Raw genomic sequence first — 12,938 nt, forward strand, 5'->3', positions numbered from 1 at the left:
GATGAGTTTTCAAATCAGAAGTCCTTCTTTCAAAAGGAAAAAAGCATGTCTTGCACACAAGGTTGGAGTTACGGCGTTTCAATGAACAGCCAGGTTCTCGATTTAGCGAAAACGGCGTTCATAACAAAATGGAAACAAAACGGTCACAGCGCCACATGGGAGGGGGATTACAACGGCAATCCTGTCACCATCAACTTCTTGACGCAAACGTCCAAACTGACGATCTCTACGGATCAGAGCAATGTACTGGAGATGTTTATCGCATTTAACGGGCAGACAAACATATCGAATTTATTGGTGAGTTTTAATGGAAATTTCATCGTCTACCTGAATTTGAATGATCTCTCTGTCCAGCAGACGATGGTCCCGGACAGCGATCCCGCCGACTGGAATGCCTATTTATATTTATCGTCGGGCGTTTTCACCCTTGGGGCGGTAACGATCGTCAATGCCACGCCGGCCTCTGACGCCGCGACGATCCAGGCCGCTCTGACGACATCCCTGCAAGCTGCGCTGGATCAGTTCGTCGCCGATTCACCGATTTTTCTTGGAACGCACTCGGGCAACAGCGAGGGTAAGGTGTCCTCGGCCGCTGCTCAGGCCGCAGAGCCGACACTGATTGAGTTCATTACGATCAATACCGACACCGATACGCCTCTTTTAGTGAGCCTCGCCATGGTTGAGGGCGAAACCGCACCGACCGGAGATTGGCAAAGCAACCTGGAGACCGCCGGGACGTTTAACCTGCCGGACAATGCAAACACAGTTTTTGCTGTCGCGGACAATACGTTGTGGGACTTGATTGCGCAGTTCGGCCCCTCCTCGACGGAAAGTGACGGGGCTTTTTTCAGTTACGGCGTCAGCGGAAACGACCCATCGGTGCTGACGATCGACATAAAGCCAGGGGATACCACTGCCATATTGCAGGCCGCTCAAGATTTTGACTGGAGCGGAGTTTGTCAATTAACGATGCCATATAATCAACTCCAAATTAATCTCACAATCAAGGGGGCCTATACGGCCAGTTACCAGTTTGGCCTGGCTGTTTCGGTGGTGCAAAATGCCGACGGTACGGCAAGTCTGCAGAAATCCTTTTCCTCGGAAGGGACGGTCGTCACATTCAACCCATCGGCAACGGGTCCTGTTGCGGTAATGGCGTCGATTAGCGGATTGATACTCCTCCTTCAGTTTGGCGTGGCGCTTTTGGAGGCGATAGCGGCGATCATCTGGTATTCCGTGCTGTATGAAATTCTTGAACAAATTCCGGATAAGATTACTTCGGCTATCAATGACAACATCAACAAGAATCCGAAGGAAATCGGCAACGCCAATTTCTCGCTTCAGGCGGTGACTTTCGATGACGGCATCATTGTGGGGCTTGAAGTGTTCAATCTCCGCCAGTCTTCGGGAACAACTTCCACAGCGGATGTCCTGCAGTTGGGTATACCTGCGTAAACACAGGCTAGCTTTCGCGTCGCCTGATCAGGTGGCACGACCCTGGGTCTTGCGTGCAGGACTATCTGCCGGTACGGTGGCGTGGCCAGTGTTAGCGCACTGTCCACGTCGCCGCGTCTGAGGCTGCACTTTCTCACGCGCACGCATGGTGCGGCACATCGACGGAGTTGATCAGCGGCATATCAACCCTGTGCCTGATGCACTTCTGGAAGCTACACGGCAACATGCACTGCATGACTGCCGGCTATTCCGAACTCCTCCGCTTACTGCTGAACCTGATCCGTATTGGCACGACTGCCGAGTAAGCCCCCGGCGATCCCATCTTGAAGTGACGTGCTAGCTTCTGCGAGGATCGTGTCCACCAACAATTTAAGTGGACACGTGTACGCCATGGAAGAGCATATCGATGTTTCACCGGCCAGGCGCCGGCAACATAGCCCAGAGTTCAAGGCGGAGGTCGTCAAAGCCTGCAGTCAACCAGGTATTTCAGTCGCAGCAGTCGCACTGCGCTATCGATTGAATGCCAATCTCTTGCGACGTTGGGTCGCTGCGCAGGCGCAACGAGATGGTATCGCCCAGGCGCGACAAGCGATGACGGCTGCGGTTCCCGAATTCGTACCACTGCAACTGCCCCCGGCGCCGTCCGCCGCAGCCATGCAGGAGATCGTGATCGAAGTCCGGCGTGGCGCTGCGACGGTCACGGTCCGCTGGCCGACTTCGGCGGCTGCCGACTGCGCAACCTGGCTACAAGGCTGGTTGCGGTGATCCGCATCGACACCATCTGGCTGGCAACCGAGCCGCTGGACATGCGGGCCGGCACCGATACGGTGCTGGCGCGGGTGGTCAAGGTGTTCGGTGCGGCCCGGCCGCACCATGCCTATTTGTTTGCCAACCGCAGTTCGACGCGCATGAAGGTACTCGTCTATGACGGCTTCGGCATCTGGCTCGCCGCGCGTCGATTGAACAAGGGGCGGTTCGTCTGGACCAATGGGCAGACGGCCATCGCCGTGCCGCTCAACGCCGAGCAGCTTCATGCGCTCGTCATCGGGCTGCCGTGGAAGACGCTGGCTGACGACCATGAAATTGCGGTGGTGTAGCACTTTCTGCACAAAGACGTAAACTGTTTCGATTCCCTGGTGCGCCCGGTTCTGGCAAACTTGGGTGCATGACCTCCATCGCAGACCTCGACACCCTCAGCCCGGAACAGCTTCGCCTACTGGCTGCCGAGCTGATCGTCACGGTCGGCCGGCGCGATTCTGAATTGCTTTACCGTCAAACGCGCATCGACTTGCTCACGCAGGAACTTGCCATGCTCAAGCGCTTTCGCTATGGCAAGCGTAGTGAGCAACTCAGTGTCGGACAGGCCAGCCTGCTCGAGGAAAGCGTCGACGCGGATCTGACCGCGCTGGAAATCGAACTCGACGCGCTGCAATCGCCGGCATCCGAGCGCAAGCCACGCGAGCAGCCGAAACGCGCACCCTTGCCGGCGCACCTGCCCCGCACCGACATTCACCATGAACCCGATGACCTCACCTGCGCGTGCGGCTGCCAACGGGTTCGCATCGGCGAAGACATCAGCGAGAAGCTCGACTACACGCCAGGCGTGTTCACGGTCGAACGCCATATTCGTGGCAAGTGGGTCTGCAAGCCCTGTGAAACACTGATTCAGGCACCCGTTCCCGCGCATGTGATCGACAAGGGCATTCCCACCGCAGCGCTGCTTGCATGGATTCTGGTGTCAAAGTACGCCGACCACTTGCCTCTGTACCGGCTCGAGCGGATCTTTGCCAGGGCCGGATTCGCCATTCCCCAATCGACACTTGGCGCATGGGTTGGCGTATGCGGCGTGCGCTTGCAGCCCATCGTCGAAACGCTGCGTGAAGAACTCTTGCAGCAAGCGGTCTTGCATGCCGACGAGACGCCGGTGCAAATGCTCAGTCCGGGCAAGGGCAAGACCCATCGTGCCTACCTGTGGGCCTATACCGCAACGCAATTCACCGATTTACGTGCCGTTGTGTATGACTTTGCAGAAAGTCGCGCCGGCGAGCATGCCCGCAACTTCCTCGGTGAGTGGCAGGGCAAGCTGGTTTGCGACGATTACGGTGGCTATAAAGCCGGATTCCAGCAGGGTATTACCGAAATCGGTTGCGCCGCCCACGCGCGCCGGAAGTTCTTCGACCTGCACGCCACCAACAAGAGCCAGATTGCCGAGCAAGCCTTGAAGTTCTTCGGCACGCTGTACGACATCGAGCGTGACATTGCCGACATCAACCCGTACGACCGGCGCGCGGTTCGCCAGGAACGCGCCAAACCGGTGGCCGACGCGTTGCACAGATGGATGATTGGCCAGCGCGAACGGGTGCCGGAAGGTTCTGCCATCATGAAGGCACTCGATTACAGCCTTAAGCGATGGGCGGCGCTCACGCGTTACCTGGATGACGGATCTGTTCCCATTGACAATAATTGGGTCGAGAATCAAATCCGGCCGTGGGCCATTGGTCGTTCGAACTGGTTGTTCGCGGGCTCATTGCGGGCGGGCCAGCGCGCGGCGGCCATCATGAGTCTGATCCGGTCAGCGCAGCTCAACGGTCACGATCCGTATGCCTATCTCAAGGATGTCATCACGCGGCTGCCGACGCAACGAGCAAGCGACATCGGCGAATTGCTGCCGCACCGTTGGAAGCCGGCGGTCCCGATCTAGCCTTAACGGCTTTGTCGTCAAGATGGGATCGCCGGGGGCTTACACTGCCGACATCGATCACGACGCCCAACGCGTGCGGGTGAAGAGCAGACGGCCGCACGGGCGGCAAAACTGGAATGGGAAAAATTCCGGAGCGACGCAACGTCATTCAAGAAAACAGTGAAGATGGACAAAGCCAAAATTGATATGTAGATACATACCTACATAAATAGGCTGTCGCAATCGAACTGTTAAACGACCTCGTCCTTAATCATGTCATCAACCGGGCAGGCGGCCAGTATTCGCTGCATCTCAGTCGCGAATGCCGTGACGTCAAAGTATTTTGGTTTTCTTCTCATCTCACTGACGCGAGAAATGGCACGGAGAAGTATCTCCGCGAAGCGCAGGAACTGCTCCCTTCCAGTCAGGTCTTTGATATCGGGCCAATTGAGTTGGCCAACCGACACCGCAAGCTTCATCTTTGGTCGATAACTGGTGTAGTTGCTCATTGAGGTGAAGGAATTTCCCCATCCTTCAAGCTCACCAATTTCAAAACCAAAAACGAAAGTTTCGATAGATTCTCCGAAGGAAAAGTTGCTTAGCTCCTTCTCGAAGTAGTCTTCTAGACGCACCACATCAACTTTCCATATTCCGGACTCTGGCGGCGGGCCACCGTAGTAAGTCGGTCCGTGAGAGGGAATACCCGCCCAGCGAACCTCGGCACCGCTAGTTGTCTTGATTCTTAAGTGCATAGTAGGCCGCCCCTTGCCTGGACTCGTGTAAATAACTGCGGTGCTCTATCGTTTGCACTCCTCCCGCCCTTGTTTGTCGGCCGACAACGATTGTTCTAAACAGCTATTCGTCTCCTGTACGGCTTGTTCTAGCACCTGCACCGGATATACGGCACCAACGCCACAGCTACTCAGGCAGCCCCTCGCGGTTAGCCCATTTCCGAGACAACCAGCTACGCAACTTAGCGCCGAGCTGGAGAGCCCCGAACGAGCGTTTGCAAACACATTTTGCACTTTGTATGCGCAATTCTTTCGATCCTGATTTAGCCGACCGCCTGCACTCTTGACGCACGCCGCGTACTCAAGTCTATCCTTGCAAAAATAATTGTCCTGATCTTCTCCGACCAACATTTCGTTTGACCGGCACTGAGCATACAGTGACGTTGACCAGATGATCATGACGAGAAACATGAACCGCGACGATAGGGGCCGCATATGCTATTTCCCACCATCAAAAGTCTTACTACAATCGGGCGAGCCCTTACAGTGGTCATTGCCGGTAGCGGGCGTAGGTGGCGTGGGCGATTGCGTACCCTTATTGCCCCCATCTTGGCTGCTACCAGGATTAGTGGCGCCGGGGATCGCCGAAGGCGGTAACGCTGGCGGCTCCTTCTTCTTGGGTTCTTTACGAACTTCGTTATCAGCCAACAGGATTACGCCTTGTGTCATTGACATGGAAGTAGGCGCTGACGGAATCGTAAGTGCAGCATTAGTGAGCGACGAAACACTAAGCGCCATGAGCGCAATTGCTGTCCGCAGGTATCGCATGAATCCTCCTTCTGGTTGGCTTGCAAAAGACCGGTGTGCAGCACCGACAACAAATTGCCTTATTGTCAGATCAAGTCTGAGCTACTACAACTTACATTTTCTTGGCGATGGCAACAAGCTGATCGAGAGCCTTTCCCCAACCGTCGTGGAATCCCAGTTCCTCGTGTTTCTTGCGGCTCTCTTCATCGCCGTGGACGACGAGGGCAGTGTACTTCGTCCCATTTCCGTGCGCTTCAAGCGAAATGATTGCCGTGAAGGCGAACGTATCGCAGGGCATCGAGGCCGACGGCTTGCATGGCCGGTAGCCAGGTGCCAGGGCGTTGGTCCAGACGAGCTTTTCGTTCGTGACGATTTCAAGGTAACAACCAATGTTCGGAAACTCCTGCCCCTCCGGTGAGCGCATCACCGTGCGGAAGATACCACCGGGGCGAAGATCGATTTCGCAATCTATCGTTGTCCACGGCTCAGGCGTAAACCATTTCTTGAGGTGTTCCGGCGTCGTCCATGCCATCCAGACGAGTTCTCTCGGGACGTCGATGGTGCGTTCAAATACGAGGTCGAGCTTGGGGTCCGCCTGGTGAATGATCGAATGTGTCATCATTTCTGCTCCTTGATGTCTGCGAAGTGAGTGCCCAGTTGATTAATTATGCTGCAAGTCGCTTACCCTTGATCGTCCATTCATCAATCATATTCGCCCAAAAATGCATGGCATGCTACTTGCCCGCATCATGGCATCGACGGAAATAATACCATCACACATACCATCTGAAATAGGTACTTGGGCGCACATTAAGATGCCAACCAATGCCTCACCAGAAAGCAAAAAAACCCGCATTGACGCGGGCTTTGGAGGATTTTCTGCTTTTGTTTACTTACGGGTGCTGAACGCTAAATCACTCCCACTCGATCGTGGCCGGCGGCTTACCTGAAATGTCATACACCACACGATTGATGCCACGTACTTCATTGATGATGCGGTTTGATACGCGGCCCAGCAATTCGTGCGGCAAATGTGCCCAATGCGCGGTCATGAAGTCTTGCGTCTGTACTGCCCGCAGCGCCACCACGTAATCGTAGGTGCGGCCATCGCCCATCACGCCGACTGACTTGACCGGCAAAAACACGGCGAATGCCTGGCTGGTCTTGTCGTACCAGGATTCATCATTATCGTCCTTGGTATTGCGCAGTTCTTCGATGAAAATTGCATCGGCGCGACGCAACAGATCGGCGAATTCCTTTTTGACTTCGCCCAGAATCCGTACCCCCAAACCTGGACCCGGGAACGGATGGCGGTACACCATCGCATGCGGCAGACCCAGCGCGACACCTAGTTTGCGGACTTCATCCTTGAAGAGTTCGCGCAGCGGCTCCAGCAATTTCAGATTCAGCGTTTCCGGTAAACCGCCGACGTTGTGGTGACTCTTGATGGTGGCGCCCTTCTTACCCTTGCCGGCACTTTCGATGACATCCGGATAAATCGTCCCTTGCGCCAGCCATTTGGCGTTCTTCAACTTGGCGGATTCGACCTGGAATACCTCAACGAATTCGCGGCCGATGATTTTGCGTTTGGCTTCCGGATCGCTAACTCCCGCCAGATGCCCCATGAACTGCGCCGTCGCATCGACACGGATTACTTTAACGCCGAGGTTCTCCGCGAACATTTCCATGACCATCTTGCCTTCGTCAAGACGCAGCAAGCCGTGATCGACGAATACGCATGTCAACTGATCGCCAATTGCACGATGAATCAAAGCCGCGGCGACACTGCTGTCAACGCCACCGGACAAACCGAGAATGACTTCGTCGGTACCGACCTGCTGACGAATAGCTTCAACCGCTTCGGCAATGTAGTCCGGCATATTCCAGTCAGGCTTACATCCACAGATATCGACAACGAAGCGCTTGATGATGGCTTCGCCTTGCACCGTGTGGGTGACTTCCGGGTGAAATTGCACGCCGTAGAATTTGCGCTCTTCGTCAGCCATGCCGGCGATCGGGCAGTTCGCTGTCGATGCCATCAGCTTGAACCCTGGCGGCATGTGATTGACTTTGTCGCCATGACTCATCCATACCTTCAACATCGCGTGCGCATCCGGCGTGACGAAATCGCAGAGATCCTTCAGCAGCGCGGTGTGGCCGCGAGCACGTACTTCGGCGTAGCCGAACTCACGTACTTTGCCCATTTCGACCTTGCCTCCGAGTTGTTCAGCCATGGCTTGCATGCCGTAACAAATACCGAATACCGGCACACCCAGTTCGAACACCGCTTGCGGCACGCGTGGCGTGTCGCCATCGGTCACACTGTTCTGACCACCCGACAGAATCACGCCTGCAGCGCCGTAGTTGCGGATGAATTCATCTGAGACGTCGTACGGATAAACTTCGGAAAACACGCCGGCATCACGCACGCGACGTGCAATCAGCTGAGTAACCTGGGAACCGAAATCGAGAATGAGTATTTTTGAGTGCATGGTGTGCGCCTAAATAGCTTAAGAATATAATTTAAATCCGAATCGAGAACTTGCTCAAGATCTGTTTCAAGCGACCATCAGCGAGTGAAGAGCAGCGCATGCGCCGCAATCATGATTGCGCGGCAAGATCTTGAGTAGCCGCTAAAACTGCAAGCGCCACGTGAGGTAAACCACACGTGGCGCGAAGTTCAAGGCAGCCTCAAGAGCTTATCCGTAGCTCCGATCAGTCAGTCCGATAGTTCGGCGCTTCCTTGGTGATCTGCACATCATGCACATGCGACTCGCGCATACCGGCCGAAGTGATTTGCACGAATTCGGCCTTGCTTTGCAAGTCTTCAATCGTTGCACAACCGCAATAACCCATCGAAGAACGTACGCCGCCTATCATCTGATACAGAATCGTCAAGACGCTGCCCTTGTACGGTACGCGCCCTTCAATGCCTTCCGGTACAAACTTGTCGGCCTTGTTGGCCGAATCCTGGAAGTAACGATCAGCCGAACCATCCGACATCGCACCCAGACTCCCCATGCCACGATACGACTTGTAGCTGCGCCCCTGGAACAGAATCACTTCGCCCGGCGCCTCTTCAGTACCTGCAAACATGCTCCCCATCATCACGGTGGAAGCACCAGCTGCAAGCGCCTTGGCAATATCGCCGGAGAAGCGCACGCCGCCGTCGGCAACCACCGGAACACCGGTGCCCTTGAGGGCCGCAGCCACATTCGCGATAGCCGAAATCTGTGGTACGCCGACGCCGGCAACAATCCGCGTGGTGCAAATCGAACCGGGGCCGATACCGACCTTGACGCCGTCAGCACCATGTTCAACCAGCGCCAGGGCGGCTGCCGCTGTCGCAATATTGCCGCCGATAACGTCAACCCCGGGGAAATTCTGTTTGACCCATTTAACGCGATCAAGCACACCTTTGGAGTGGCCGTGAGCGGTATCCACAACGATCACGTCAACGCCGGCCTTGATCAGCAACTCGATACGTTCTTCATTATCGGCACCAACGCCGACAGCGGCACCGACGCGCAACTTGCCCTGGTCATCTTTCGATGCCAGCGGATGGGTAGTGGATTTTTGAATATCCTTGACGGTAATCAGGCCGCGCAACTCAAATGCGTCGTTCACCACCATCACACGTTCCAGACGATGCTTGTTCATCAGGCGCTTGGCTTCGCTCAGATCGGCGCCGTCCTTGACGTACACCAGGCGATCGCGTGGGGTCATCTTGGCGCGCACTTCGGCGTCCAGTTCTTCTTCGAAGCGCAAATCGCGGTTGGTGATCACCCCGACCAGGCTCTTGCCTTCGACTACCGGGAAGCCACTGATGCCGTGTTGTTCAGATAAAGCAATAACGTCGCGAATACGCATGGTTGGCGGGATCGTGATCGGATCGCGCACCACACCGGACTCAAAACGTTTGACCTTGGCCACTTCGCGCGCTTGTTCTTGCGCGGTCAGATTCTTGTGAATAATGCCGATGCCGCCTTCCTGCGCCATGGCAATTGCCAGGCGGGCCTCAGTCACGGTGTCCATCGCCGCCGACAATAGCGGGATGTTCAACGCGATGTTGCGCGTCAAGCGAGTCTTGAGGGTAGTATCTTTGGGGAGTACGTCCGAATAAGCCGGAACCAACAGCACATCATCGAATGTGAGTGCATTTTGAACTAGACGCATAGCTTTTCCTATAGGCGCAAAAGCGAATTATACAGAAATCCGGACAGCACGTCGCTCGCGTACCGCGTTTTCAGTAGATATTTGCTCAAAAGAATCACTGGCAGATTGACATGACTGTCAAAGCATGGCGAAATCACTCATCTGTTTTTCGACGTATCTCCCGCGTGCCCAAGGACTGAAATGACCGCAATCCGTTTGAAGCAATTTTTTATCGCAACTGCCGCCCTGTGCATGCTGAGCATCGGCAGCGCCGCTTTGGCGCAATATGTGTGGCTGGATGAGAAAGGCACCAAACAATATTCCGACCTGCCGCCGCCAACGTCGGTGCCGGCCAAACGCATACTCAAGATGCCCGGAAATTTTTCATTGCCGAGTTCGGACGCCGGCAACGGCGCGGCGGATAGTAAAGACGCACAAAACAAAGACAAGGCGCCACCGACCCTCGCCGAACAAAATGCCGCGTTCAAGAAACGCCAGGACGAGCAGGCCGCAAAAGATAAAAAAGCCGCTGACAGCGCCAAAGACGCTGCCGACAAAGCCAAAAACTGTGAAAACGCCCGCGCCTTCCAGCGCACGCTTGATTCCGGCCAGCGCGTTACCCAGACCGACAAAAATGGACAGCGCGCCGTTTTCGACGATAGCCAGCGTGCACAGGCATCGCGTGATAACAAGCAGGTGCTGGACGAGTGCAAATAAAGCCGCCCTCGCATCTCATAAAAAACCCGCTGATCAGCGGGTTTTTTTATCGGCGGCCAGTTTGGCCTCTTCTTTAGCGATCCTGATCGCGCGTTTTCGCCTGGAGTCCATCGGATCCGCGCTCAGCGCGCGATAAATTTCGATCCGATCCCGATCACGCACAACCGTATCCAGTGTTTTCAATTTGCCAAATATGCCGACACGGCAACAGCTCAAGTCAATTTCCTTGTATTCTTCCAGCAGACCGCTACGCTTGATTGCATCGTGCAGCAAGGTTCCCTGCGGTACGGTCAGCGCTCGTATGGGCTGACTCGCCGGGGTGGCGTAACAAACCTGGATCCGAATTGATGAAGCTGCGCTTTCAGCGGCACTCTCGGTACTGACTTCCTTCGATATATTCGTCATCGCAGCAGCTCAGGCATTATTGCCGTAGACAACATCGGCACGCTTGCAGAACGAGTCGACAAAGCTGTTGGCGATCATGCTGAACACCGGTCCGATCAGTTTTTCCAGAATCTTGCTGGAAAATTCGTAGTGCAGATCGAACTCGATCTTGCATGCATCTGTCCGCAAGGTCTTGAAAGTCCAGGTTCCATCCAGATGTTTGAACGGCCCTTCCACCAGGCGCATCTGCATCGCGACGGGCGCAGTGTTGATATTTTCAGTGGTAAATGACTGCTTGATGCCGTGATAGTGTATGTTGAGGGTCGCGACCAGCTTGCTGTCACTTCGTTCGCGCACATCGACGCCGCCGCACCACGGCAGGAACTGCGGGTAATCCTCAACCCGATCGACCAGCGCGAACATCTGTTCAACGCTATACCCCAACAAGACCGTTTTATGTACAACCGCCATTAAATATCAACCATTTGATAGAATCACAACTTGAAATTTTAACCGACCTGCGGCACTTCCGACTACATGAGTATTATTGATAACAAAAAAGCTTTTCACGATTACTTTATCGAAGAGCGTTTCGAAGCCGGCATGGTACTCCATGGCTGGGAAGTAAAATCGATCCGTGCCGGGCGCGCGCAGCTAAAAGAAGCCTACGTCATCGTCCGTGACGGCGAAATCCATCTGTTCGGCGCGCATATCAGCGCCCTGCTCAGCGCCTCCAGCCACGTCCACCCGGAAGCGGTGCGTACCCGCAAATTGCTCCTGCATGCCGAAGAGATCAAAAGAATGATCATCAAGGTCGAGCGTTCGGGCTACACATTGGTGCCGCTGAATCTGCATTACAAAGGCGGTCGCATCAAATGCGACATCGGCCTGGCCAAAGGCAAAAAACAACACGACAAACGCGATACCGAAAGACAACGTGACGGCGAGCGCGAAGTTCAGGCCGCGATGAAGCAGCACCGACGCTAAATTTCCGGGCCGCAGATTGCCATTGCCGACAATCAAAAACGGCTCCAGCAAAAGCAAATCGCTGGAACCGCTTTTTATCCGGTTACTGACTTACGGCTTTTTAGCAATACTTTGCGATTTCACGACTTGCATAGCGGTAGCAATCAATCCGCTCATTTCACCCAGATTCCCTGGGACGATGATCGAATTGTTAGTCCTCGCCAGTTGGCTGAAAGCGGCGACATATTGTTCCGCAACCTTCAGATTCGCCGCATCCGAACCGCCCGGCTCCTGCAACGCCGCAGCGGTTTTCCGGATAGCCTCCGCACTTGCTTGCGCAATCGAAAGAATCGCTGCCGCCTGACCTTCAGCGCGATTAATCGACGCCTGCTTTTCACCTTCCGACTTGGCAATCGACGCTTCCCGTTCGCCGGTTGCAATATTGATCTGCTCTTGCTTGCGCCCTTCCGACGCTGCAATTAATGCGCGCTTTTCACGTTCGGCAGTTATTTGTGCCTGCATCGCATGCAAAATTTCCTTTGGCGGCGTCAAATCCTTGATCTCGTAGCGCAATACTTTGACACCCCAGTTAGCTGCCGACTCGTCAATCGCGTTGACGATGCTGGTATTGATGTGATCGCGCTCTTCAAACGTTTTGTCCAGTTCCATCTTGCCGATCACCGAACGCAACGTGGTTTGCGCCAACTGTGTGATCGCAGCAATGTAGTTGGATGAACCATACGATGCGCGCATCGGATCGGTGATCTGAAAGTACAGAATACCGTCGACTTGCAGCTGTGTATTATCGCGAGTGATACAAACTTGCGGCGGGACGTCGAGCGGGATTTCTTTGAGAATATGCTTGTAGGCAATACGGTCGATAAACGGCAACACGATACTCAGCCCTGGACCTAGCGTTGCATGATATTTCCCTAAACGCTCAACTACCCAAGCGTGCTGTTGCGGCACTACTTTGACAGTTTTAATGACAAATACGACAGCAATGAAAAATATAATTAACGATACGCTTCCGAACATAGTGA

Annotated in this window: 13 protein-coding genes; 6 read left to right on the forward strand and 7 right to left on the reverse strand. The window is 54.7% G+C overall.

The features are described 5' to 3' along the window. Positions 1-45 precede the first annotated feature (45 nt). From AC3CHX_RS20105 to tnpC, 4 genes are all read left to right on the forward strand, one after another. Entirely contained in the window at positions 46-1,455 is a 1,410-nt protein-coding gene (locus AC3CHX_RS20105) for a hypothetical protein (protein WP_488629782.1), read from the forward strand. A gap of 354 nt (positions 1,456-1,809) precedes the next feature. Beyond that, positions 1,810-2,220, forward strand: coding sequence for an IS66-like element accessory protein TnpA (gene tnpA / locus AC3CHX_RS20110; protein ID WP_488629140.1), 411 nt, complete (start codon positions 1,810-1,812; stop codon positions 2,218-2,220). After that, entirely contained in the window at positions 2,217-2,552 is a 336-nt protein-coding gene (tnpB, locus tag AC3CHX_RS20115) for an IS66 family insertion sequence element accessory protein TnpB (protein ID WP_488629139.1), read from the forward strand. Before tnpA ends, tnpB begins: the two co-directional genes overlap by 4 nt. A 68-nt stretch (positions 2,553-2,620) precedes the next feature. Continuing rightward, positions 2,621-4,156, forward strand: a complete 1,536-nt coding sequence (gene tnpC / locus AC3CHX_RS20120) for an IS66 family transposase (RefSeq protein WP_488629138.1) — start codon at positions 2,621-2,623, stop codon at positions 4,154-4,156. 230 nt (positions 4,157-4,386) lie between these two features. On the opposite strand, the gene AC3CHX_RS20125 is transcribed toward tnpC, so the two are convergent. The 4 genes from AC3CHX_RS20125 to guaB form a co-directional block, all read right to left on the reverse strand. Then, positions 4,387-4,887: a hypothetical protein gene (locus AC3CHX_RS20125; protein ID WP_488629783.1), complete on the reverse strand. Its 501-nt coding sequence runs from the start codon at positions 4,885-4,887 to the stop codon at positions 4,387-4,389. A gap of 898 nt (positions 4,888-5,785) precedes the next feature. After that, on the reverse strand, positions 5,786-6,295 hold the full coding sequence (locus tag AC3CHX_RS20130; RefSeq protein ID WP_488629784.1) for an SRPBCC family protein: 510 nt from the start codon (positions 6,293-6,295) through the stop codon (positions 5,786-5,788). A 292-nt stretch (positions 6,296-6,587) separates the two neighbouring features. Then, positions 6,588-8,165, reverse strand: coding sequence for a glutamine-hydrolyzing GMP synthase (guaA, locus tag AC3CHX_RS20135; RefSeq protein ID WP_488629785.1), 1,578 nt, complete (start codon positions 8,163-8,165; stop codon positions 6,588-6,590). Positions 8,166-8,388: 223 nt separating this feature from the next. Beyond that, positions 8,389-9,849, reverse strand: a complete 1,461-nt coding sequence (guaB, locus tag AC3CHX_RS20140) for an IMP dehydrogenase (RefSeq protein ID WP_488629786.1) — start codon at positions 9,847-9,849, stop codon at positions 8,389-8,391. A gap of 180 nt (positions 9,850-10,029) precedes the next feature. Between guaB and AC3CHX_RS20145 the strand changes: the two genes are divergently transcribed. Continuing rightward, positions 10,030-10,545, forward strand: coding sequence for a DUF4124 domain-containing protein (locus AC3CHX_RS20145; protein ID WP_488629787.1), 516 nt, complete (start codon positions 10,030-10,032; stop codon positions 10,543-10,545). A 33-nt stretch (positions 10,546-10,578) separates the two neighbouring features. Here the strand turns inward: AC3CHX_RS20145 and AC3CHX_RS20150 are convergent, their stop codons facing one another. Both AC3CHX_RS20150 and AC3CHX_RS20155 read right to left on the reverse strand, forming a co-directional pair. Next, positions 10,579-10,950, reverse strand: coding sequence for an RnfH family protein (locus tag AC3CHX_RS20150; RefSeq protein WP_488629788.1), 372 nt, complete (start codon positions 10,948-10,950; stop codon positions 10,579-10,581). Between the two features lie 9 nt (positions 10,951-10,959). Beyond that, positions 10,960-11,400, reverse strand: coding sequence for a type II toxin-antitoxin system RatA family toxin (locus AC3CHX_RS20155; protein WP_488629789.1), 441 nt, complete (start codon positions 11,398-11,400; stop codon positions 10,960-10,962). Positions 11,401-11,466: 66 nt separating this feature from the next. On the opposite strand from AC3CHX_RS20155, the gene smpB reads away from it, so the two are divergent. Next, the gene (gene smpB, locus AC3CHX_RS20160; protein ID WP_488629790.1) at positions 11,467-11,916 is read left to right on the forward strand and encodes an SsrA-binding protein SmpB; all 450 of its coding nucleotides are present in this window, start codon (positions 11,467-11,469) and stop codon (positions 11,914-11,916) included. Between the two features lie 90 nt (positions 11,917-12,006). Here the strand turns inward: smpB and AC3CHX_RS20165 are convergent, their stop codons facing one another. Further along, positions 12,007-12,933 carry an SPFH domain-containing protein gene (locus AC3CHX_RS20165; protein WP_488629791.1) on the reverse strand — a complete coding sequence of 309 codons (927 nt, stop codon included), beginning with the start codon at positions 12,931-12,933 and terminating at the stop codon, positions 12,007-12,009. Positions 12,934-12,938: the final 5 nt, after the last annotated feature.

The organism is Glaciimonas sp. OK215, from assembly GCF_057787885.1.